We start from the raw sequence: 21,414 nt of genomic DNA, 5'->3' as shown, positions 1-21,414 counted from the left end.
TGACCCCTCAGCTACTTGAGGTCGAGCTGTTGGTGGAACCGGATTCTGCGTTCATGTGCGGCGCGTATGCAGCCGCCACCCGATGGCAGAGGTAGCGCCACCGGCCGAGACCTCGAACTCCCCGCGCGGCGGGGGTGGTCCGAGCGTGAGGGGCAGAAGCCCACGCAGCTCCGACTAGTCCCTGCGAAAGCGGGGGGCAGGGCTGAGACGACCCGGCGTGATGAGGCTAGGCCGTCTTAGCCTTTCCAACCTTAATCAAGAGCGTAAGGGGTAGCAACCAGCTCAAGCCCCGGCTCCGCCTCATAGCGCACCGGGCCCGGCCGCATCCGGCCGTACCACCGCTCGCCCGCACGCCGCATCGGCAGCAGCTTCCAGTCGCGCAGCACGGCGTTCTTCGCCCAGGCGGGCGGCAGCTCCAGCAGCTCGGCATCCTCACCGAAGTACCGCCCAGGCGCCGGGATCACGTACTCCGCGATCAGGCGCGCCTGGTCGCGGGTGACCCGCGACCGCCCCTTCCAACCGGGCACGGCCACCTGCCCGGACTCGTCCAACGTCCACACGCCCGGTTCCTGCTCATAGACGCACACCAGTCGTTCGGAGTCGGCCCCCAGGCGCGTCGTGAGCCATGCGGAGTCCACGCCGGGCCATGACTCGCTGAGCTTGTGAAGATCGTGGAGCTGCCCGTCGTGGGGCGAGTAGATCCTGACCAGGCTCGCGGTCTGCCGTTGGACAGCCTCTCTCGCGAGACGTTCACCATCCGCTAGGACGATCTCTCGCGCGGCGGCGTCGCTCAACGTGGCCACCGCCGCGAAGTCCTCGGCATAGACCGCGTCGACAAGGCTCTGCACATCGCCCGGGACCTCGACAGGATCGGTGCCGCGTTCGTGCAGAAGCCTGCTCGTACGGCGCAGCAGGGACTCGTCGTAGACCTCACCCCACTCCTTCGGCACCGCGAACACGCCCTCTTCGTTCACTGGCTCCAGCACGACCACGCGGGGCTCGGCGCCGATCCAATCCGGTCGGCGAGCCTGGTGCAGGTCGCTGTGCTTGTCGCGGCGGCGCTGGCATCGACCTGAGCGCTGGAGGAGCAGCGCCATAGATGCCAGGTCGGTGATGAGCAGATCGAAGTCCAGGTCCAGGGACTGTTCGATGATCTGCGTGGAGACCAGGACCGTGCGGGGGCGCTGCCCCGTCTTGCCGAAGTCGCGCTCACACGCGTCGATGATCTTGGACCGGTCGCGGGCGCGGTACCGGGAATGCAGCAGCCTCAACTCAGGGGGCTGTCCGCCGTTCTCCTTGAGTTCACGGAACCAGTCGGCGATATGACGGTAGGTGTGCTGGGCTTCGGCGACTGTAGTGCAGCACACCAGGACACATCCACGGTCACTGTCGACCACCTGCTCCAGCAGCCTCTTGACGACCGCGAGCCGATGCCCCGGCCGCGCGACGTCCTTGCCCCGCCGTACCGGCACCATCTCGAACCTCACGCTGCGCTCCCGTTCGCTGGCCACTTCCCGGGGAGAGCGAACGGTCCCACTGACCGCGTCGGCGAACAGCCACCCCGGATAGCAGGGCCGCAGCTCCCGCGGCACCCCGTGCCCGGCCCCACGCATATACGCCTCGACCAGCGACCGCGCCGTGTCGCCGGTGAGCGTGGCCGACAACAGGATCACGGGCGCCCGAAACGCTCCGAGCCATTCCAGCCACCGCAGCAGCAGGGCGTGCATCCACGCGTCATAGGAGTGGGCCTCATCGATGACCACGACCTTGCCCGCCATCGCCATCAAGCGCAGGACGTTGTATCTCACAGGCAGCACACCGGTCAGGCCCTGGTCGATGGTGAACGTGCTCAACGGCGCCATCAGGCCACGCCGACCGGCGCGCAGCCATTGCGTCGCCTCGATCGAAGCCTCCGCGTCCGTGATCACGACATCGCCGATAGACGCGTCGGCCGCCGCATCGCCGGCTGCGTCCGAAGACAACCAGGCCATGCTGTGGACCTTGGCCAAAGCGGCGTCCCCCAGCAGCGCCCGCTTGGCGAACAGCGAAACCCGCCTGTGCATCGCGTCCGTCGTCGCCATCGTCGGCAGGCAGAACCCCAGCCCATTGGCCCGGCAGGCCCGCGCCAGCACCCCCGCCGCGTACAGGGCCATCTCCGTCTTACCCTCGCCCGGCGGAGCCGTGGCCAGCAGCAGGCCCGGACCGTCGACCAGCCCGGGTAGCTCCTTCATCACCGAGGCCTGCAGCGGATTAGGCTCGTCGAAGCCGAACAGCTCCTTGAAGGTCCGGTCCTCGAACAGGCCACGGCCCAACCCCGCATCCCGCACCACCCGCGGCGCGTCGGCCACCGCCACTTCCCAATGGGCACGCAGCTCGCCCGGCGAAGCCTCCCAGCCGGATTTCGGCATCCGCGCGATAATGAACGACTCCTGGCTCGCGAGCCAGTCCGCCACAATCACAATGCCGAGCACCACAACCGCCGCCGGCACCGGCAACCGCTCACGCAGCGCCTCATCCGCGCCCGTCAGTTCTCGGAGCACATCCGCGTGCGCGCGGCACTGCTCCTCCCAAACACCCTCGCCGATGCCGGGACGGGAGCGGGGATCGCTCAACTCCTGGCGCCTCATCGCACGGCAGAACTGCCCGTGATGCCCTCCGAGCAACTGGGCGATCTGATGCCCAACGTCCCGGCGCGCACGGTCGGCAGCGGGGTAACCCAGCGCCTTGAAGATCTCGACCAGGACCCACTGCGTCACCTCGTTATGACGCAAGCCGACCACCGCGTCGTCCTCGCCGTACTCCGACGCCTCCGCGAGCAGCGTCTGATAGCAGTCTCCAACCAGCGCCTGGAATGACGGCGATACCTTGCCTATATCGTGCAGGCCCGCCCAGAAGCACACGAAATTTCTCATGCGGGCACCAACATGCTCACCGAGCACATCCACAGACAGGACGTTCAGCCCGACGGCCCACGCGTCCCAGAGCGCCCCGGCAATCGCCGCCGTGTCGATGAGATGGCAGACCACCGGATAAGGCCCCGGCAGCTTGTCGCGCTTCCCCCACAAACGCGCGTCAACCGACCACAGAGACTCTCCACCAAGATTCTCTACAGGCATAGGCTCGGCTCCACACATCGCGACTCGGCCTTCGAGGCAACTGCACCACACACCACCGACAAAATCGCACGAGCGCGTAAGCTCTCCCCATGCCAAGCCAGCCACCGCCCCAGCCCCCAAGGTCACAAATCAGCAACGCCCCCCTTTAAGCCCAGGTCAGCAAGTGTTCTCCCCGCGCAGGCGGGGGTGGTCCGACCTTGGCGCTTCTGCCGGACAACATGCACGCGTTCTCCCCGCGCAGGCGGGGGTGGTCCGTCGCAGCTCGTCAGCCTCGTCAGGCGTGGGCAGTTCTCCCCGCGCAGGCGGGGGTGGTCCGGCTCCCACCGTGAAGCTGCGCGTCACCTCGGCGTTCTCCCCGCGCAGGCGGGGGTGGTCCGAGCCCGGCGTCCGAGCGGCGTACGACCAGATGGTTCTCCCCGCGCAGGCGGGGGTGGTCCGGATGACGGCGATGGCCGGTCCTGGCGGCTGGCGTTCTCCCCGCGCAGGCGGGGGTGGTCCGCCGCGCCGCAGCCCAGCACCACGCCAACACCTGTTCTCCCCGCGCAGGCGGGGGTGGTCCGACTTTGCCGACGTCTTGGATTTTCTGCACGTCGTTCTCCCCGCGCAGGCGGGGGTGGTCCGTCCCTCATTACACCCACGTCGCCCCAGCCCTCGTTCTCCCCGCGCAGGCGGGGGTGGTCCGACTTTGCCGACGTCTTGGATTTTCTGCACGTCGTTCTCCCCGCGCAGGCGGGGGTGGTCCGTCCCTCATTACACCCACGTCGCCCCAGCCCTCGTTCTCCCCGCGCAGGCGGGGGTGGTCCGTCCCTCATTACACCCACGTCGCCCCAGCCCTCGTTCTCCCCGCGCAGGCGGGGGTGGTCCGTTTGATGTCCCACCGGGTGGTGCCGGTGCCTCGTTCTCCCCGCGCAGGCGGGGGTGGTCCGCCCTCGCCCTGCGCCTCGCCGAGCTCGTCGTCGTTCTCCCCGCGCAGGCGGGGGTGGTCCGACCTGGGAAGGCGGCAATCGCCGCGCGCCTAGGTTCTCCCCGCGCAGGCGGGGGTGGCCCGGCCAACGGGATCGTGAGTGCTTTGGGCGAGATGTTCTTATGTGTTCCAGTACGACTTCGACGCCTGATCTGAGGGCGTGAAGCGACGCAACGACCGGGGTGACCTGCTGCCCGCCCCCTCTGCCTAGGCGCTGGCAAGTCGCTGGACTGGAGGTTGAAGTAGCTTCAGGCAAGGTGCCGTTCGATGTCGTGCACCAGGTCGCGGACTGCGGTGGTGCGCGGCGCGTGCGGCACCAGGTCGTCGCGGAGGTCGCCGAGTAGGGCCACGCACTGCGCCGACGTCACCGACAGCAGCCGCCGCAGCGCGGATCGGCCCGCTGCGACGGCCTCGTCCAGGTCGCCGGCGCGGGTGTGGGCGAGGCTGAGCCAGATGCCGTGCCGCAGCGCCGACCGCTGGTTCGCTCGGTGTGACATGGCTCGCCCACCCCGGCGGCTGCTCGCCCTCTTCGGCCGCCCTGGTGATGAGCTCCATGGCGCCGTCACGGGATCGATGGAAGCCAGCGGAGTCGCCGACGTCAGCGTAGGCCAGGCAGCTGCGGGCACTGACAATCGCCCGCACGCTACGCGAGCAGCCACGGGCCGCTTCCTGCGCGGCTGCGGCCAGCTGGATCGCCTCAGCGGATTTGCCGATCGTGGTGGCCTGATTGCTCATCAACGCGATGATGCCCGCGGCCAGCGCGGGGTCACCGGCCGAGTGAGCGGCGCGCAGCCCGGTCAGAAACCAGCGCTGGGCCTGTCCGTCGCGAGCCGCCTCGTGCGCCATCCAGCCGGAGGTCTGGGCGAGCTGGCCGAGGGCGGTGCACAGCCGCTGCCCGGTCTTGGCGTCGTAGCTACTGCGGCGCAGCAGCCGGGCCACGGCGTTGAACTGGCTTGCGACGAAATCGGCGGCGCCGCTGCCGTGCTTTTCGTCCAGGCTCTGGGCGCCGGCCACGATGGTATCGATCAGCGACAGCGTCTCGGGAGTGATCTGGTCGCCTTCACCGCGCAGCGCGGGGATCGGGGCGGGCGCGTCCAGCCATTGCCAGGCGGCTCCGGTGAGGGCGGCCCCGCCGAGCACGAGGCACCTGCGTCGGGTCAGCATGGTGTGCGACCACTCTCCCAGGAGTTGCAGCAGTCCTTGGTGATCCCACGGTATGTCGCGGCCGTCGTCGGCCCAAGCCCACGTCGCGCAGGGACGGGTGCCGGGCGGCCACACCTGGTCGAAGGCGACGGGTTCGCCGATCGCCCGTGACAGCAGGTAGGCGACCACGTCCGGCACCGGCGCGTGCGGCACCTCGCCCCGGTTCAGCCATCGGTACGGCGTCTTCTCATGCACGCGGCGTTTCTCACGCGTTCCAGCCAGTACGAGGTTGACTTTCCGGGCGAGGGTCTCCGGGCGCCATCCGGCCCTCTCCATCAGCAGCTGAAGGTTCTCGTTTCGCGCTAGCCGTTCGTTCGCGGGGGGTGCCATGGCGAGGCCCTTCCGGACAGGAGGTGACGGTCCGATCACAGGCGAGCTAGATCTTCGAATTTAGCGGGTCCCGCGCCCAGACGCCCCTGAGCGCACCAACCACACCAAAGCGGCGCCGTTCCGCACCTGCCTCACCGCGCCGACCTCTACCGAAGGTGCCGGTGCAGGAGTCATCGTGTGACAAGTTGCGACCGCAGCAGGGGGATCGCAGTCCCGGAAGCAGCGGTCACGACAACCACAAGGGGGCGGCGCGTGCGTGCCGACCCGAAACGTTGCCCGGCAGGGCACGAGCAAAGGAGTGACGTGATGGCGAAGACGACCCGCGAGTCCCTGGTGGCTTCCCTGGCCCGCGTGACCGGCACCGCTGCGGCGATGCCGACCACCACCGGTCGCGTCTGCTAGTTCCGCCCCACTGGGCCGGCCCGCTAGACGTCCGCGGGCCGGCCCTTACAGCCCCCGGGAGGACTAGGACGTGAAGAACACCGAGATCTTTGAGCGACTGTCCGGCACCCAGCACGTGGTCGGCCTGAGCCTGTGCGGCTCCCACCGACTGGGCGTCGAAGACCGCTACTCCGACGTCGACGTCTGGGTGTTCGTCGAACCCGAGACTCCGCTGTCGGACAGCTACTGCCTGGACAACATCATCCCCACCGGGCTGGGCATCGAGCTGCTGTCGGAAGGCCGCGACGACACCCTGGTGCCGTTCTCGGTCTACAACACGCTGACCGCAGACGGCATCCTCAACCTCAAGATCTTGTCTTTGCAGGTGCTCACTGAATTCGTCCAAGCCGCCCCTTCCTTTGACCGCGGCTACCTGGACGACCTGGAGAACTACCACACCATGCACGTGATGTGGGAGCACGAGGACTTCATCACCCTGCACCAGCGGGTCCTACGGGAACGAATCGTCGAGCCGTTCACTCCGCAGCTGGCGAGCGAGTGGGTGAGCCGCTACGCCTCCACCTACTGGCGTTCCGCCTTCCAGGGGTACCTGCGGCAGGACCCGCATTCGTGGCGCCTGCTCACCACCGACATGATCAAGTATTTGGTGGATCTGTGCCACCTGGCCGCCGGACGGCTGCCCGCCCCCCGCAAATGGGCGCTCGCCGACACCTACCTCACAGCGCTGCCGCAGCACCGCACGCTGCGGCGCTGCCTTGACGCCGCAGCGTCATGCGACGTCACCGACCGCCGCCAGGTCCTCGGTGTCTACCAGGAGCTCGCCGCCGCCGAAGTCGACATTCTCACCCTCGACCACCGGGAATTCTGGTGGCGGTCGGTGTTCCACGAGCGGATGCGGAACCTCGCAGTGCCGGGCCCGATCGCCGATCTGGCCATGACCGCGCCGCTGCCGCTGCGGCTGCAACCGGTCCGGTGAACGACCGGCTTCCGCGCCGCCGGGTCCTGCTCGGCGTCTGTGGCTCCTCCTCCGCGACCGGCGTGCACGGGCTGGTCGAGCTGCTGCGCGAGCACATCGCCCCGCAGGTCATCGTCGTCGCCACCCCCGCCGCGGTCCCGTTCCTGACCGGCTTTCCCGGGCCCGTCACCGGCGACGCCGACTGGCACTCCGGACAGTCACCCCTGCACGTCGAGCTGGCCCGTTCCGCCGATGAGTTCATCGTGTGCCCGGCGACGGCCAACACCCTGGCCAAAGCGGCACTCGGCCTCGCCGACACCCTGCTCACCGCGTGCATCCTCGCCTACCCCGCACCGGTGTGGTTCGCGCCGGCCACCAACCGCGCCATGTGGTCCAACCCGGTGGTGCAGCAGCACGTCGCGGTCCTGGCTGCGCGCCAGCACCGCGTCCTGGAACCGGCCCCTAACCCCAGCCTCACAGACGGCGTCAACCGCCAGGGCGGCGGCAATCCGGCCGGTGTGGCGTGCGCATGGCCGGACGTCGTCGCCGCGCTGCTTCGCCACTACATCGACGACCTTGACGAGAAGGGACACCCCGAGTGACGGTGCAGATCGAGCGCCCGCAGGCCGGCGACCGCGAACGCTTCCGCACGTGCAACTACTACGACGGAACCGGCCACATTGACACCGACCCAGCGCGCGGGCGGATCAGCGTTGAATCCCATCTGCGGGTCCGTAGCGACGTCCAGCTCGCCTGGCAGGTGTTCGACCCTGAGTGCAGCGCCCTCGCCGACATCTACAGTTCTCTCGGCCGCTGTACGGCAGTGATCGACGAGGAGGTTCACCGGCTGCACGGCCAGCGCATCACCGCATACTTCGCGGGCCACGGCATCGCCCTGCACGTGATGACGTGCCGGGCGCGTGAAGCGGACAAGACCTTTGGCATGGTGCAGCGCATCGCCGCCTTCCTCGGATCTCTGGAGGTGAACCGCAGCGAGCCGGTCCTGGTCGTCGGTGGAGGCGTCCTGACCGACACGGCGGGGCTGGCGTGCTCGCTGCTGCACCGTCGTACCCCATACGTCATGGTGGCCACCAGCCTGGTCGCCGCGATCGACGCCGGCCCCTCCCCGCGCACCTGCGTCAACGTCGGCACCCACAAGAACTTCCTGGGCACCTACCACCCCCCGGTGCTCACCCTGGTGGACCGGTCGCTGTTCGCCACCCTCGCAGAGCCGGACTTCCGGCACGGCCTGGCCGAAGTGCTGAAGATGGCGATCGTCGACGACTTCGAGCTGTTCGACCTTCTGGACTCCCACGGCGGCGATCTTGTCGCCGCCCGCCTTGCCCGCCCCGGCAGCGTCGATGATGCGATCGTGTTCCGGACGCTGCGCTCCTACCTGCGGCACGAGGGCCCCAATCTGTTCGAGGTGTTCCAGGATCGGCCACATGCCTACGGCCACACCTGGTCGCCTGGGTTCGAGCTGGCGGCCGGGCTGCGGCACGGCCATGCCGTGTCGGTGGAGATAGCGTTCAGCGCCACCCTGGCCGCTCTGCTCGGCTGGCTCACCTCGGCCGAGCGCGATCGTATCCTGGACGTGTGCCAGAAGCTCGGGCTGGCGATCCACCACCCGGCGATCACCGACGTGGACATGCTGGTCCGGGCCCAGCAGGCGATGCTGGCCAAGCGCGGCGGTGGTGGCCTGTGGGCGCCGCTGCCGCGCGGTATCGGCGGCTGCGGCTACGTTCCCGACGTCAGCCTCAGCCTGCTGCGCTCGGCGATAGGGGCTCACTCCGCTCTGTGTGAGACGCGCTCCGGCTGCGACGGTCAGGACATGTACACGCGCTGACCCGGAGCTTGCCGAACGCCCCCTCCGGCCTGTGAGATGGTAGCCCTTCGGAATGGCCGGCTAGGAGGGGCAGGAGTGGCTGCTGCCGAAGACAGTCTCATCGTGGCGATCGCTGGCATCCCCGGGTCGGGGAAGTCGACGGTCGCCACACGCGTTGGGGCCGACTTGGAGGCACCGGTTATCGCGATGGACACCCACTACCATCCGCCCGCCATGCCTGGCGCCGGAGTGGACTTCAGCGATCCGGACACCATGGACGTCGCTGCGGTGCTCGGCGAGATCGACCGGCACACCGCCGGGGGCGCTCCTTTGGTGGTCGTCGAAGGGATCTTCGCACTCACGTTGCCGGAGGTGCGCTCGCGCGCCGGGCTGGCGGTGTGGATGGACGTCCCGTGGGACATCGGCCTGGCCCGCAAGCTGTTGCGCAAACTCGCCGAAGGCGCCGACGTCGAAGCGAGTATCCGTGGTTACCTAGAGCGCGGCCGAAGCGGCTACGAGCGGCACGTCGAAGTCGCCGCCGCCACCGCCGATCTGTGTCTCGACGGGCAGCAGCCAGCCGAAGCGACCGCCGCAGCGATACGGGAGACGATCGTCAACTCGACCGAAGTCGGGGCCCTGCCCCGCGCTCGCTAATGCCACTGGCCGTTACATTGCTGCTCGGCCCTCCTCACCCGGCACTTCTCAGCACCCCCGACGGCTCCCTCGTCATGGCGCAGGCTCCACGGGCCTGCGCCACCGCTGGGCCTTCGCGAACATTGCTCTCCGGCTCGAGCGTGAGCTCGCTCCTCCAGTACCTGGAGGCCAGGGTGCGGTCTCAGCGCTTGCCTCTTATTCGCTCGCGCCAGGCCCTACGGCCTTTGGCCACACGTCTGATCTCGACCTCTAAGGCGCTGACCGCTGCCTCCGCCACAACTGGATGCTGGAATCGTAAAGGCCCTCCCTGCGCAGCAGCGCGCCCTTCTCACCTTGCGCGGCCGTGTCGTATTCCTCGACCATCCGCAGTTCGTAGGCGGCCGTGAAGTGCCGGCGTTTCGGTCGGCCGGCCCGCGGTCCATCGCTGCTGTGGAGGTCATGGTTGCTCATCGTCACGTGCAGTACCCGATCTCGCCCTGCTCATATCATCCTGTGATCTTTGACCCCTTCCGTCTCACTTGAGCCTGACGCAGAGGGGAGCGCCCCGGCAATCGCCGCGGTGTCGATGAGATGACAGACCACCGGATAGGCCCGGCAGCTTGTCGCGCTTCCCCCACAAACGCGCGTCAACCGACCACAGAGACTCTCCACCAAGATTCTCTACAGGCATAGGCTCGGCTCCACACATCGCGACTCGGCCTTCGAGGCAACTGCACCACACACCACCGACAAAATCGCACGAGCGCGTAAGCTCTCCCCATGCCAAGCCATCCACCACCCCAGCCCTCAAGGTCACAAATCAGCAACGCCCCCCTTTAAGCCCAGGTCAGCAAGTGTTCTCCCCGCGCAGGCGGGGGTGGTCCGATGAGGCACGACTCCCCGCTGGACTTTGGCAGGTTCTCCCCGCGCAGGCGGGGGTGGTCCGGGTGGTAAAGCCGGTAGGTGTTATGTAAAGTCGTTCTCCCCGCGCAGGCGGGGGTGGTCCGGCGTTGATCGAGGCGAGCCACACAGCGCGCGAGTTCTCCCCGCGCAGGCGGGGGTGGTCCGCCGGTGATCCAGCGGTGAACGTGTTGGACTGCGTTCTCCCCGCGCAGGCGGGGGTGGTCCGAACTTCTTGACGGAGATCCTCTTGAGGTGGACGTTCTCCCCGCGCAGGCGGGGGTGGTCCGATGTACAGCAGAATGCTGCCGTCCTCGCTGGCGTTCTCCCCGCGCAGGCGGGGGTGGTCCTCAGTGCGTAGATCTCGCGGATCTCGGGATCGAGTTCTCCCCGCGCAGGCGGGGGTGGTCCGAACGCCTCGGGGATGAGGGCGAGCTCGTCGACGTTCTCCCCGCGCAGGCGGGGGTGGTCCGCGCTTTGGGAGACGGCGGTCTCCCAGCGGTTCGTTCTCCCCGCGTAGGCGGGGGTGGTCCGATGATGCCGCTCGGCTTGCGTACTCGGGCCCAGTTTTCCCCGCGCAGGCGGGGGGTGGTCCTCCGTGCTGGTGAGCGAGCGTGATCCTTTGCCCGTTCTCCCCGCGCAGGCGGAGGTGACCCGGCGGCGGCACTCGCCGCCGCTCCCGATTCCCGGTTCTCCCCGCGCAGGCGGGGTGATCCGACTGCGAAACGCGATCGTCCAGCCCTCGGCACTGTCGACGGCACGTGAAAACCGACCCCGTACTCAGAATGGACTGATACAAGCCCATTTGCCGAGCTTTCCGAGTTACCGCGATACGGCTTGGCGCCCGGAGATGGTTGTAGAGGTACCGACGCTGACGCCGAGAACCATGGCGAATGACGGGGTGGGTGAGGTTAGGGAGCATGTCGGTGTCGACAACGGCGGGCACTCCCCTCACGCGGCCCCAGGCTCTGGAGGTGGCCAGCTCTTCTCGGGCCCCTTCACGTCCCCGAATGAACGCGGCCAAGGGTTCACGCCCCTGCCCAAGGGGCGACAGCCCCAACGAGGCCAAAGGATCAGAAGGCCACCAACAGGGAACATGGCCGAGGGGCGCGAGCCACGGGGGTGCGGGTGGCGGAGCCCCCGCAAGCGAGCGAAGCGAGCACTACACGGCGAGGGCGACGCGGCCAGCGCATGTTGCGCGGCACACGTCGCCCTCGACCCGAGTGGGCGATACTGGGATCGAACCAGTGACCTCTTCGGTGTGAACGAAGCGCTCTCCCGCTGAGCTAATCGCCCGGGTGGTGTTGGCTCCTCGCGGCGCCGACGGGGAAAACCATACCGCACTTCGGGGATCGTGGCGAAGCGGCGAGCGGGGCGGAAGAGGGGGGAGGGTTTCGTGAGTGGATGCCATCGTTGTGGGGGCTCGGTGGCATAGCATCATCTAAACCCGCAGTGGGAGCATGAGAACTGATCCATGAGCATTGACCCGTACATACCCCTCTTCGTGGCGTCCGCGGAGGGGGCGAACGACACGCAAAACCCTTGTAAATTCGGGCCTCTTGGCAACGTTTGACCAGGTAAGAGGCTAAATGTCGGGCTGTGATGTGCGTTACAGAAGGCCGTGGGAGCGGAATCTTTCCTACAGGTTTCTTCGTTCCCGCGTCATAGCTCCGAACGAAGTCCGTCTCAGAGCAGTGCAAGCCCCGATGAGGGGACCGTACGACGAAAAGGTTTGGCTGACGATGAACAGCACCACCGTCTCTGCCGAGCTGGGCCTTCGGCTCGTGGTCCCTGACCGTACCACCGTCCCCCTGCTCGCCGGACTGAGCTACACGGCCGACGATCCGTATGCGATCCGGATGGCCTTCCATGTGGGGAACGACGAACCGGTCGAGTGGATCTTCGCCCGCGAGTTGCTGACCGTGGGGATCGTGAGACGTGTCGGCGACGGCGACGTGCAGGTGTGGCCGGCACGCGCCGAGGGCGAGCGCACGCTTCACATCAGTTTGACGTCCCCGTTCGGGCAGGCGTTGTTCGAGGTGCCGCTGGCGCCTTTGACGGAGTTCCTGCATCGCACGTACGAGCTGGTGCCGGCCGGGAGGGAGACCGATTTCATGGATCTCGACTCCGAGCTGAGCAACATGCTCTGGAGTTCTTGACCGGCTCATGAGCGATGTCCGGTTGACGCGTATCTACCGATACACCGTCAGCCGGACAGGTTCTTCATCCGGGCGATCTCGATGTTCTGCCCGTGGTACACGTCCTTGGCGATACGCCGCATCCCCTGGTCGGTGCCGTTCTTCATCTCATCGGCGGCCATGCCGAGTGCGCCTTGATGGTGTGTGATCATCAGTTCGAGGAAGTACCGGTTGAATTCCGCTCCTCTGAGCCCCCGCAGCCGGTTCATCTCCTCCAGGGCGGCCATTCCCGGCATATCCCCCTTATGGCCATGGGCGGGTACGGCACGGCCGAGCCGGGTCAGCCAGTCGGACATGACGGCGATCTCCGGCCCCTGGGAGGTGGCGATCCGGTCGGCCAGCGCCCGGATTGAGGGGGTTTGGGTACGGTCGGCGACCAAGGCCGACATCTCCAGCGCCTGGCGGTGGTGAGGGATCATGGACTCGGCGAATCTGACGTCGGCCGCCGAGGGCCCCGCCGCGGCGGGGCCGGGCGTTTCGCCCGGCTGTGCCGTACGGCTTTCGCCTCCGGGGCCGCCAGGCACGATCACCGGGGCGGTCTGCTCCGGGGCGGCGGGGGCGGTGGAGGCGCTGTCCGTGCACCCGGCCAGGGCGAACGCCGCAAGAACAGCGGCCGAAAACCCTCTCGCTTTGGACCGATTCCGCATAGCTTCCATACTGGGGCACGGTCGCGACGATGGGTCCGAGGGGGCAATGTGATCAACAGAAGGCTCTGGGCGGGTATGGGCGTGGGTGCGCTCTTGCTGGTGACGGCGTGTTCCACGCAGCCGACCGAGGCCCAGGGGACGGGCCAGAGGTCCGCGTCGCCCGCGGCGCCGGCCGCCGACCCGACGCGGAAGGGCCCGACGGGCGTCGATGAGAAGGCGGCGAGCCCCAACATGAAGCTGGTCGCCAACGTGCCGCCCTCGGGGGCCCTGAACGGCCCCGAGGCATGGGGCACAGATCTGGCGTTCCAGGGCGACTACGCCTTTGTAGGCAACTACGAGGGATTCACGATCTTCGATATCTCCACGCCCGCCAAACCCTCCATGGTGAGCCAGGTGGTGTGCCCCGGCGGCCAGAACGACGTGTCGATCAGCGGAGACCTTCTGTTCGTCTCGGTGGACGACGTGCGGTCCGACGAGACGTGCGAGGCGGGATTGGGCGGTGTGCCGTCCGCGGACGACTGGGAGGGCGTGCGCATCTTCGACGTGAGCGACAAGGCCCGTCCGAAGTATCTCAAGTCCATCGCCACGTCGTGCGGGTCGCACACGCACTCCCTCGTGCCCGGGAAGTCGGCCGACACGCTCTACGTGTACGTCTCCTCGCCGGGTCCCGATAGGGGCTCGACGACCTGCGAGGCGCCCCACCCGGACGTCTCGATCATCGAGGTGCCGGTGAAGGATCCCGAGCGCGCCTCGGTGGTGGCCGCGCCGGACCTCTTCCCGAACGCCAAGGATGAGGGGGTGGAGGTCTCCGGCTGCCACGACATCACGGCCTACCCGGAGAAGAAGCTCGCCGCGGCGGCGTGCTTCGGCGACGGGGTGCTGCTGGACATCTCCGACCCGGTGAAGCCGAAGGTGCTCCAGCAGCTCAGGGACACCGAGAACTTCTCGGTGTGGCACTCGGCCACCTTCAACAACGACGCCACCAAGATCGTGTTCTCCGATGAGCTGGGCGGCGGCGCCACGGCGACCTGCACGTCCCAGACGCCGAAGACCAAGGGCGCGAACGCGATCTACGATCTGAAGGACGGGAAGCTGACTCGGCGGGGCTACTTCAAGATGCCGCGCGAGCAGACCTCGACGGAGAACTGCGTGGCCCACAACGGCTCGCTGCTGCCGATCCCCGGCAAGGACATCATGGTGCAGGCGTGGTATCAGGGCGGCGTGTCGGTCTGGGACTTCACCGACTCCGACGGCCCTAAGGAGATCGCCTACTTCGAGCGCGGCCCGCTGGGCCGCAGCGAGGGCATGCTGGGCGGCTCCTGGTCGGCGTACTACTACAACGGCTACATCTATTCGAGCGACATCACCAAGGGCCTGGACGTCCTTGAGATCAACGATCCGCTGACCGATCCCGCGAAGAAGGCGCGGATGGAGGAGTTCAACGTCCAGACCCAGGTGGGTTACTGATCAAGGCCGGGGCGGCCGTCAGGGGCGCGGGTCGGTGTCGGCCTCGGCGCGCTCGGCGAAGACGCGCATCGCCTTGGCGGTCACCGGCCCCGGGGCGGCCGGGATGGCGGTGCCGTCGACCATGCGGACCGGCTGGATGTCGCGGGTCGTGGAGGTCAGGAACACCTCGTCGGCCTCGGTCAGCGCCGCGAGCGGCGCCGTGGCCTCCTCGCCGCCGCACCACTCCAGCACCAGCCCGCGTGTCACGCCGGCCAGGCATCCGGAGGAGAGGGGCGGGGTGGTGAGGCGGCCGTGCCGTACGAGGAACACGTTGCTGCCGGTGCCTTCGCACAGGTCGCCGGCAGTGTTTCCGAAGAGGGCCTCGCTGCCGCCCTTCGCCTTGGCGTAGGCGAGGGCTCGGGCGTTCTCGCCGTATGAGGTGGTCTTGACCCCGGTCATCGCGCCGTGCTCGTTGCGTGCCCAGGGGACCACGACGACGGCCGCGGTGTCGGCGGGGGGCGCCTGCTCCCCCACGATCACGACGGATGTGGTGCCGGAGTCGCCCCGCTCCGAGCCGAGCGGTCCGGCGCCGCTGGTGTAGGTCACGCGGATCTTGCCGAGTGGCCGCGGCGGGGCCGCTGCCAGGCAGGCGCGTATGCCGTCGGCGAAGGCGTCGAGGTCGGGTTCGGGCAGGTCCATGGCCGCGGCCGAGGCTCTGAGGCGGTGGAGGTGGCGGGTGAGGGCGAACGGCGTGCCGTTGACGATCTTGATGGTTTCGAAGACGCCGTCGCCGACCACCAGACCGTGGTCGAAGACGGACACGACCGCGTTTTCGGGGGCGACCAGCCGGCCGTCCAGCCAGACCGTCGTATTCGCCCACGCCATGGTGTTCACGGTGTTTCCTCTCCAGATGAAGCCAAGCTGATGAGTCGGTTGGCTTTCAACTCCGTCTCCAGCCATTCGCGCCGCGGATCACTGCCCCAGGTGATGCCCGCGCCCGTGCCGAAGCGGACGGTGCCCTCGGTGATCCAGAAGGTGCGGATGCCGACCGCCAGCGACGCGCGCCGCCGGTCGGCGTCGACCCAACCCACGGCCCCACAGTAGGGCCCCCGGGCGTCGGGTTCGAGTTCCGCGATGATCCGCAACGCGGATGATTTCGGCGCGCCCGTCACAGACCCGGGCGGGAAACTCGCCGCGAACAGGTCCGCCCAGCCGCGTCCCTCCGCGAGTCTGGCGCGTACGGTCGAAACCAGGTGGACGAGCCCCGGATGCTCTTCCACCTCGCACAACGCGGGAACCGATACCGATCCAATCTCCGCCACGCGCCCCAGATCATTGCGGACAAGGTCCACGATCATCACGTTCTCGGCGTAGTCCTTCTCCAGGAGATCGTCCTTGACGACCCCGGTGCCCTTGATAGGGCGGGATTCGATGACATCGCCCTCCCTGGACAGGTACAGCTCGGGCGAGGCGGACACCACGCTCAGACCGGGCAGGACCACCGTCGCCGCGTAAGGCGCGGGGTTGCCTTCGGCGAGCCGTACGGCGAGAGCCGCCGGATCCGCCCGCTCCGTGAGCGGAGCCGACAGCACCCGGCAGAGGTTCGCCTGGTAGACCTCGCCGCGCTCGATGTAGTCGCGGATGCGCTGGACGCCCTGTTCGTAGGCCGACTGATCGAGGGAGCTGCGCCACGCCGAGCGGCGGGGGCCGCGCCACGGCCCTGTGGGCCGTGGCAGCGGGGCGGGGCGGACCTCATCGAACCGGGCACAGATGACTTCGCCCCCGTAGTCAGCCACAACCGCCCACCAGCCTGCGCTGTCCAACGCGGACACGTCCGTGGTGATGTCACGGAGGCAGGTGGCGAGAATCCCTCCAAAGTAGGCAAAGCTCTCGTACACTCCCCCATTGTCGGGCACGTGCCGTACTCCCGGTCAGGCCAGTGGGCCGGTCACCGTCTCGGCCGCGGCGACGGCCGCGCCCGAGGCGACCAGCCGTACCGCCGACTCGATCTCGGGTGCGAGGAAGCGGTCCGGCCCTGGGCCCTTCACCGACTCCCGCAGCGCGGCCACCACCGCGCCGGTCGCCGGGGCCGCGAGCAGCGGGGCGCGCAGGTCGATCGCCCGCGCGGCCGTGAGCAGCTCCACCGCGAGCACCCGCGCCAGCCCGTCGAGCGCCCGGCGCAGCTTGCGCGCGGCCGACCAGCCCATCGAGACGTGGTCCTCCTGCATCGCGGAGCTCGGGATCGAGTCCACGCTGGCCGGTACGGCGAGGCGCTTCAACTCGGACACGATCGCGGCCTGGGTGTACTGCGCGATCATGTGGCCGGAGTCGACGCCGGGATCGTCGGCGAGGAACGCCGGCAGCCCGTGGTTGCGGGCGACGTCGAGGAAGCGGTCGGTGCGGCGTTCGGACATCGACGCGACGTCGGCCACGGCGATGGCGAGGAAGTCCAAGACGTAGCCCACGGGCGCGCCGTGGAAGTTGCCGTTCGACTCGACCCGGCCGTCTGCGAGCACCACCGGGTTGTCGACCGCGCTCGCGAGCTCCCGCTCGGCGACCGTGGCGGCGTGGTCGGCGGTGTCGCGGGCGGCGCCGGCGACCTGGGGGGCGCAGCGCAGGGAGTAGGCGTCCTGGACGCGGGTGCAGCTGCCGTCGCGGTGGCTGGCCATGATGCCCGAACCGCGGAGGATGGCGCGGAGGTTCGCCGCGCTCGCGGCCTGGCCGGGGTGCGGTCTGAGCGCCTGCAGCGCGGGGTCGAACACGGCGTCGGTGCCGAGCAGCGCCTCCACGCTCATCGCCGCCGTCACATCGGCGGTCTTGAGCAGCAGCCGGAGATCGGCCAGGGCCAGCACCAGCATGCCGAGCATGCCGTCGGTGCCGTTGATCAGCGCCAGTCCCTCCTTGGGGGCCAGCTCCACCGGCTCGACGCCGGCCTGCTTCATCGCCTCGGCGGCGTCGCGCAGCTCGCCGTCCGCGTCGCGGACCACACCCTCCCCCATGATCGCCAGTGCGACGTGGGACAGCGGGGCGAGGTCACCCGAACAGCCCAGGCTTCCGTACTCATGCACCACAGGCGTCAGCCGGGCGTTCAGCAGCCCCTCCAGCACCTTCGCCGTCGTCGGCCGCACACCCGTGTGCCCCGTGGCCAGCGTGTTCAGCCGCAGCAGCATGAGTGCCCGTACGACCTCGGCCTCGACCTCCGGCCCCGACCCCGCCGCGTGCGACCGGACCAGCGACTTCTGGAGTTTCGCCCGAAGCGCCGGATCGATGTGGCGTGTCGCGAGCGCCCCGAACCCGGTGGAGATGCCATATGCGGGCGTCGGGCTCTCCGCGAGCTCCTCGACCCGGCCGCGCGAAGCCGCCATCGCCGCCACCGCATCGTCTGTCAACCGTACGGCGGCGCCATGTCTCGCGACCCTGACCACCTCGTCGAAGCCGAGCGGCCCGGTGCCGATGTCCACGACCTCGTTGTCGTAATCGGGCATGAGTGTCACTTTCCTCCATGGTCACTTCCGTAAGGCATGTTAGCTCCTTACTTTCGCCTTCTCCAGAGCCACCCACCCGCTCCGGTTTGGGTAGTGGCCCCAGATTCGCTAGAGTTCACTGCGTGAGGCCGGGCAACCGGCAGACACGCGGACGTGGCTCAGTTGGTAGAGCATCACCTTGCCAAGGTGAGGGTCGCGGGTTCGAATCCCGTCGTCCGCTCGGAGAGGCCTTGCAGAGGTGAGGCCTCGCCCGGTGGAGTGGCCGAGAGGCGAGGCAGCGGCCTGCAAAGCCGTCTACACGGGTTCAAATCCCGTCTCCACCTCTGATGTTGTTCAACAAGGGCGATTAGCTCAGTGGGAGAGCGCTACCTTGACACGGTAGAGGCCACTGGTTCAATCCCAGTATCGCCCACCAGGTTCCATAGCAGACCTGGGCTGACCTGGTCAAACAGGCGGCATAGCCCCAGCTCACGGCAGCAGCCGGGAGTCTGGGGCTTCTCGTTGTTTGTGGTTGTTTGCGGTACTTCTCCGCCCCGGTGCTGACTTTGTGCTGACCCCTAGCGAGGTTGATCTACAAAGCTCGGTGCGTTCACTCCAGTCGGCGAGCACGCCTGCAAGGGCAGAAGAGCGAGTGCCTTGCCTGCCAGATGGCGGACATGCGCCAATGATCAGCACCGTCCTGCGAGAAGACCCCTGCACATGTGCAGGGGTCCTCCTTCATCCACCGGGATGAGACTTAGAAGTCGAACTCTCCGCGCTTGGCCCCGTCGATGAAGGCGTCCCAGACGCCGGCGCTGACCACGAAGGGCGCCCTCTCCGGAGCCTCAGTGTCCCGAATGCCGACCCTGCCGCCGGACAAGGGGGCGACTTCGAGGCAGTTCCCGCCGTTCGAGCCGGACTTGGCGGCCTTGCGCCATACGGCTTTGGCCAGCTCGTCATCGATTTTCATACTTCACCAACATCTCGCGTATCACGTTCTCTGAGACGTGCAGGGGGTGTGCCCACGCGCGGATCGCGTCGTACCTGAGACTAACGGCATCGACATCGTCCATGCGATCGGTCACCTGCCCGTTGTTGGCGGTCTCCAGGTATACGGCGTCATGCGCGCCGCCGAGCTGCGCGATGACGAATCCGCCGAGCAGACCGGTGGTCGACCCCACGGCCAAAGGTACGACCTGGATCGTGATCCGGGGATGCGCCATCTGCTTCAGCAGGTGTTCGAGCTGCTGCCGCATCACCTCCGCGCCGCCTATGGGGCGGTGGAGCACACTCTCGTCTATCAGTGCCTGGAACATGGGAGGGGTCTGGCGCTGGAACAGGATCTGCCGCTGCAAGCGGGCCTCCAGCATCTCCTCCACCCGCTCCATAGACACACCGGGTTCGCCGCTGAGGACCGCACGGGCGTAGCCGGGGGTCTGGAGCAGGCCGGGGACCAGCAGGGGCTCCCAGGTCCGAAGCGTACGGGCCTCCTGCTCGATCCTCGTCCATGATCGGAACCACTTCGGGCTGGACTCCTTTGAGATCAGCGGCCACAGGCGTATCAACTCACCTGACAGTCCCAGCTCCTCCTCGCAGCGCTCGACGAAGTCGCGGCCGGGACGGCGGGTGGCCCGCTCGATCGCCCCCACCAGACTCGGGCTGAACATGATCCTCTCGGCGAGCTGCTCCAGTGTGAGGTTCTGGGCGGACCGGATTCTGCGCAGCTCGGCCCCGAACAGGGCGAGCGGGCTTGAGGCCGGGTCCAGCTCGTTTGACGCCATCCACGCATCTCCGTCACATCTGCGCTACGTGACAACACAGCTACTACACACACTTGTGTTGTAGATCTGTCGCGTGAGTGTACAGCCGCTCTTCTGTAGAAAGTACTACTCAGAAGGCACTCTGGGCACTAGCTCCGGAGGAACGGGAGCATGCCACTGGAGGAACCACACAGCACTTGAGAGATCTTGTGGTGATCTCGTCCAGGGCAAAGTGGATGAGCGAGGTGAGAGCCATCAAAAGCGGGCATACCTGCTGGAGCGAGAAGCTCCTGGGAGAAGTCGTCTTGGCGAAGTTGCCAGCATCGGTCGGTGCGGCACGACAGGTCGCGCTGGACATCGTCGGCCGCGACCATCCCCGCAAGGACGACATCCTGCTGATCGTCTCCGAGCTGGTGACCAACTCCGTGCTCCACGCAAACAGAGGCACATCGCGTGCCTCTGTGACGCTGCGGCTCCTTGCCTCGGACGATCTGCTCATCGTGGAGGTTCGCGACCCCGGCTCGTTCTCGGATATGCCACGGCTCGGCGTCGAGCCAGGGGACTTCGATGAAGGCGGAAGGGGCCTGCATCTCATCTCGCTGCTATGCGGCGGCAGATGGTCAACCAGGTCGCTCGGTGCTGGACACGAACGCCTCGTGTGGGCGGCCCTGCCGATCAACGAGCAGGCTCCTTCGGCGAGTGAAGTTGTTGACGCGCGAAGGATGATGATCGCGCACTGACCTCCGTGAGCCGATCCGGCTCGCAGTCCTTGACTCCTACGCTCTACGCGCGCAAGCTTCGTGTGCGCAAGGAGTCGCAAACCCCAAACATGGGAGACGACCATGGCGATAGCGTTCTACGGCAAGGACCCCCAGAATCCAGGCAACAACTGCCCTGCGGTCTTCAGGGACCCCGTGACAGGTGACTTCTACTTCCAAGGAGAGACCGTGACGGACCCGGAGATACTGGCAATGGTCGAGGCGAAGAGCCCGATCCTGGACACCGAGTCGGTCGTGCGCCTTCCGGAGCGCATGGTTGAGATCATCATGGAGGCATGCCGTGGCGGACTTCAGCGAACTCCTGGCCTCATGTGAGCGCACGGCCTTCAAGTTGGAGATGCGCGATCAATACATGACCGCTGATCCCGGATACCTGGCTTGGGAGGCAGGGGACCTTGCCGAGGCGGCTCGGCTGTATGCCGACTGGACGAACATCGCCAAGACCGCAGTGGAGCGCGGAGTGCTCATGAGGCGGGTCCGCATCATCTCAGAGCCGGTCAGCACCTACATCTCCTTTGAGCATGCGGTGACCCCGACGGTCAACTTGGCTGCCGGAGAAGCGATCAAGTGGCTCCCAAGGCGCGCGGTCTCTGATCTCGCTCTGCCCGGAAACGACGTATGGATCTTCGATGATCGAATGGTCCAGTTCTGCCACTTCGCCGGGGATGGAACTTGGGTCTCAAACGACGAGAGCGAAGATCCGGCGACTGTGAAGCTCTGCGCCACGGCCTTCGCATCTGCTTGGGATCGGGCCGTCGATCATTCGGAGTACCGGATCTGATTGCACACCTG

18 protein-coding genes, 4 tRNA genes and 2 CRISPR repeat arrays are annotated in these 21,414 nt (G+C 67.6%); of the genes, 12 read left to right on the top strand and 10 right to left on the bottom strand.

Annotated elements, in window-relative coordinates; all coding sequences use genetic code 11:
* Positions 1 to 251: 251 nt before the first annotated feature.
* Positions 252 to 3,116 carry a CRISPR-associated helicase Cas3' gene (cas3, locus tag BLQ73_RS13760; RefSeq protein WP_176955429.1) on the bottom strand — a complete coding sequence of 955 codons (2,865 nt, stop codon included), beginning with the start codon at positions 3,114 to 3,116 and terminating at the stop codon, positions 252 to 254.
* A gap of 165 nt (positions 3,117 to 3,281) precedes the next feature.
* A CRISPR array of direct repeats spans positions 3,282 to 4,164; the repeat unit is 29 nt; unit sequence GTTCTCCCCGCGCAGGCGGGGGTGGTCCG.
* 123 nt (positions 4,165 to 4,287) lie between these two features.
* Positions 4,288 to 5,613, bottom strand: coding sequence for an NsdA family TPR-like regulatory protein (locus BLQ73_RS13755; RefSeq protein ID WP_093170826.1), 1,326 nt, complete (start codon positions 5,611 to 5,613; stop codon positions 4,288 to 4,290).
* 472 nt (positions 5,614 to 6,085) lie between these two features.
* Here BLQ73_RS13755 and BLQ73_RS32390 point away from each other — a divergent pair, with 472 nt between their 5' ends.
* The 4 genes from BLQ73_RS32390 to BLQ73_RS13740 all read left to right on the top strand — a co-directional run bounded on the left by BLQ73_RS32390 (position 6,086) and on the right by BLQ73_RS13740 (position 9,449).
* Positions 6,086 to 6,991, top strand: a complete 906-nt coding sequence (locus tag BLQ73_RS32390; protein WP_176955428.1) for a hypothetical protein — start codon at positions 6,086 to 6,088, stop codon at positions 6,989 to 6,991.
* Entirely contained in the window at positions 6,988 to 7,572 is a 585-nt protein-coding gene (locus tag BLQ73_RS13750; RefSeq protein ID WP_176955427.1) for a flavoprotein, read from the top strand. The genes BLQ73_RS32390 and BLQ73_RS13750 overlap by 4 nt, the downstream gene beginning before the upstream one ends.
* Positions 7,569 to 8,816, top strand: a complete 1,248-nt coding sequence (locus BLQ73_RS13745) for a sedoheptulose 7-phosphate cyclase (protein WP_093170824.1) — start codon at positions 7,569 to 7,571, stop codon at positions 8,814 to 8,816. Before BLQ73_RS13750 ends, BLQ73_RS13745 begins: the two co-directional genes overlap by 4 nt.
* A 75-nt stretch (positions 8,817 to 8,891) precedes the next feature.
* Positions 8,892 to 9,449 carry a uridine kinase family protein gene (locus tag BLQ73_RS13740; protein ID WP_176955426.1) on the top strand — a complete coding sequence of 186 codons (558 nt, stop codon included), beginning with the start codon at positions 8,892 to 8,894 and terminating at the stop codon, positions 9,447 to 9,449.
* A gap of 249 nt (positions 9,450 to 9,698) precedes the next feature.
* Here BLQ73_RS13740 and BLQ73_RS13735 read toward each other — a convergent pair whose 3' ends face one another.
* On the bottom strand, positions 9,699 to 9,899 hold the full coding sequence (locus tag BLQ73_RS13735) for a hypothetical protein (protein WP_093170930.1): 201 nt from the start codon (positions 9,897 to 9,899) through the stop codon (positions 9,699 to 9,701).
* 385 nt (positions 9,900 to 10,284) lie between these two features.
* A CRISPR array of direct repeats spans positions 10,285 to 10,862; the repeat unit is 29 nt; unit sequence GTTCTCCCCGCGCAGGCGGGGGTGGTCCG.
* A 690-nt stretch (positions 10,863 to 11,552) separates the two neighbouring features.
* A tRNA-Val gene (locus tag BLQ73_RS13730) sits at positions 11,553 to 11,624 on the bottom strand.
* Between the two features lie 446 nt (positions 11,625 to 12,070).
* Here BLQ73_RS13730 and BLQ73_RS13725 point away from each other — a divergent pair.
* On the top strand, positions 12,071 to 12,487 hold the full coding sequence (locus tag BLQ73_RS13725) for an SsgA family sporulation/cell division regulator (RefSeq protein ID WP_093170822.1): 417 nt from the start codon (positions 12,071 to 12,073) through the stop codon (positions 12,485 to 12,487).
* Positions 12,488 to 12,534: 47 nt separating this feature from the next.
* Here the strand turns inward: BLQ73_RS13725 and BLQ73_RS13720 are convergent, their stop codons facing one another.
* Positions 12,535 to 13,173 carry a DUF305 domain-containing protein gene (locus BLQ73_RS13720; RefSeq protein ID WP_176955425.1) on the bottom strand — a complete coding sequence of 213 codons (639 nt, stop codon included), beginning with the start codon at positions 13,171 to 13,173 and terminating at the stop codon, positions 12,535 to 12,537.
* Between the two features lie 48 nt (positions 13,174 to 13,221).
* Here BLQ73_RS13720 and BLQ73_RS13715 point away from each other — a divergent pair, with 48 nt between their 5' ends.
* A complete protein-coding gene (locus BLQ73_RS13715; RefSeq protein ID WP_245691065.1) occupies positions 13,222 to 14,640 on the top strand; it encodes an LVIVD repeat-containing protein in 1,419 nt (472 codons plus the stop codon).
* Positions 14,641 to 14,658: 18 nt separating this feature from the next.
* Here the strand turns inward: BLQ73_RS13715 and BLQ73_RS13710 are convergent, their stop codons facing one another.
* The 3 genes from BLQ73_RS13710 to hutH are packed head-to-tail and all read right to left on the bottom strand — an operon-like array spanning position 14,659 to position 18,104.
* Positions 14,659 to 15,504 carry an aminotransferase class IV gene (locus BLQ73_RS13710; protein WP_093170929.1) on the bottom strand — a complete coding sequence of 282 codons (846 nt, stop codon included), beginning with the start codon at positions 15,502 to 15,504 and terminating at the stop codon, positions 14,659 to 14,661.
* Between the two features lie 5 nt (positions 15,505 to 15,509).
* The gene (locus BLQ73_RS13705; RefSeq protein ID WP_093170819.1) at positions 15,510 to 16,517 is read right to left on the bottom strand and encodes a chorismate-binding protein; all 1,008 of its coding nucleotides are present in this window, start codon (positions 16,515 to 16,517) and stop codon (positions 15,510 to 15,512) included.
* A 33-nt stretch (positions 16,518 to 16,550) separates the two neighbouring features.
* The gene (gene hutH / locus BLQ73_RS13700; protein ID WP_093170818.1) at positions 16,551 to 18,104 is read right to left on the bottom strand and encodes a histidine ammonia-lyase; all 1,554 of its coding nucleotides are present in this window, start codon (positions 18,102 to 18,104) and stop codon (positions 16,551 to 16,553) included.
* Positions 18,105 to 18,251: 147 nt separating this feature from the next.
* On the opposite strand from hutH, the gene BLQ73_RS13695 reads away from it, so the two are divergent.
* The 3 genes from BLQ73_RS13695 to BLQ73_RS13685 all read left to right on the top strand — a co-directional run bounded on the left by BLQ73_RS13695 (position 18,252) and on the right by BLQ73_RS13685 (position 18,519).
* Positions 18,252 to 18,324 (top strand) — tRNA-Gly (locus BLQ73_RS13695).
* Positions 18,325 to 18,356: 32 nt separating this feature from the next.
* Positions 18,357 to 18,427 (top strand) — tRNA-Cys (locus BLQ73_RS13690).
* 17 nt (positions 18,428 to 18,444) lie between these two features.
* Positions 18,445 to 18,519 (top strand) — tRNA-Val (locus tag BLQ73_RS13685).
* A 321-nt stretch (positions 18,520 to 18,840) separates the two neighbouring features.
* On the opposite strand, the gene BLQ73_RS13680 is transcribed toward BLQ73_RS13685, so the two are convergent.
* Positions 18,841 to 19,053 carry a DUF397 domain-containing protein gene (locus BLQ73_RS13680; protein ID WP_093170817.1) on the bottom strand — a complete coding sequence of 71 codons (213 nt, stop codon included), beginning with the start codon at positions 19,051 to 19,053 and terminating at the stop codon, positions 18,841 to 18,843.
* On the bottom strand, positions 19,040 to 19,864 hold the full coding sequence (locus BLQ73_RS13675) for a helix-turn-helix domain-containing protein (protein WP_093170816.1): 825 nt from the start codon (positions 19,862 to 19,864) through the stop codon (positions 19,040 to 19,042). Before BLQ73_RS13675 ends, BLQ73_RS13680 begins: the two co-directional genes overlap by 14 nt.
* A gap of 176 nt (positions 19,865 to 20,040) precedes the next feature.
* Between BLQ73_RS13675 and BLQ73_RS13670 the strand changes: the two genes are divergently transcribed.
* From BLQ73_RS13670 to BLQ73_RS13660, 3 genes are all read left to right on the top strand, one after another.
* The gene (locus tag BLQ73_RS13670; RefSeq protein WP_143020252.1) at positions 20,041 to 20,583 is read left to right on the top strand and encodes an ATP-binding protein; all 543 of its coding nucleotides are present in this window, start codon (positions 20,041 to 20,043) and stop codon (positions 20,581 to 20,583) included.
* Between the two features lie 102 nt (positions 20,584 to 20,685).
* Complete coding sequence (locus BLQ73_RS13665) at positions 20,686 to 20,937, top strand: hypothetical protein (protein ID WP_093170814.1); 252 nt, start codon at positions 20,686 to 20,688, stop codon at positions 20,935 to 20,937.
* Positions 20,903 to 21,403, top strand: a complete 501-nt coding sequence (locus tag BLQ73_RS13660) for a DUF6879 family protein (RefSeq protein ID WP_245691064.1) — start codon at positions 20,903 to 20,905, stop codon at positions 21,401 to 21,403. The genes BLQ73_RS13665 and BLQ73_RS13660 overlap by 35 nt, the downstream gene beginning before the upstream one ends.
* The last annotated feature ends 11 nt before the right edge of the window (positions 21,404 to 21,414 follow it).

It is taken from the genome of Sinosporangium album (assembly GCF_900100605.1).
Classification (GTDB): domain Bacteria; phylum Actinomycetota; class Actinomycetes; order Streptosporangiales; family Streptosporangiaceae; genus Sinosporangium; species Sinosporangium album.
The sequence above is the reverse complement of the archived record's forward strand: the minus strand, read 5'-3'. Positions and strand labels throughout refer to the sequence as shown.

Excerpts from the sequence above, each read along its gene's own strand:
- cas3 (WP_176955429.1), bottom strand. The coding sequence starts at position 3,116 with ATGCCTGTAGAGAATCTTGGTGGAGAGTCTCTGTGGTCGGTTGACGCG.
- BLQ73_RS13755 (WP_093170826.1), bottom strand. The coding sequence starts at position 5,613 with ATGGCACCCCCCGCGAACGAACGGCTAGCGCGAAACGAGAACCTTCAG.
- BLQ73_RS13735 (WP_093170930.1), bottom strand. The coding sequence starts at position 9,899 with ATGAGCAACCATGACCTCCACAGCAGCGATGGACCGCGGGCCGGCCGA.
- BLQ73_RS13725 (WP_093170822.1), top strand. The coding sequence starts at position 12,071 with ATGAACAGCACCACCGTCTCTGCCGAGCTGGGCCTTCGGCTCGTGGTC.
- BLQ73_RS13720 (WP_176955425.1), bottom strand. The coding sequence starts at position 13,173 with ATGCGGAATCGGTCCAAAGCGAGAGGGTTTTCGGCCGCTGTTCTTGCG.
- BLQ73_RS13710 (WP_093170929.1), bottom strand. The coding sequence starts at position 15,504 with ATGGCGTGGGCGAATACGACGGTCTGGCTGGACGGCCGGCTGGTCGCC.
- hutH (WP_093170818.1), bottom strand. The coding sequence starts at position 18,104 with ATGCCCGATTACGACAACGAGGTCGTGGACATCGGCACCGGGCCGCTC.
- BLQ73_RS13680 (WP_093170817.1), bottom strand. The coding sequence starts at position 19,053 with ATGAAAATCGATGACGAGCTGGCCAAAGCCGTATGGCGCAAGGCCGCC.
- BLQ73_RS13675 (WP_093170816.1), bottom strand. The coding sequence starts at position 19,864 with ATGGCGTCAAACGAGCTGGACCCGGCCTCAAGCCCGCTCGCCCTGTTC.
- BLQ73_RS13665 (WP_093170814.1), top strand. The coding sequence starts at position 20,686 with ATGGCGATAGCGTTCTACGGCAAGGACCCCCAGAATCCAGGCAACAAC.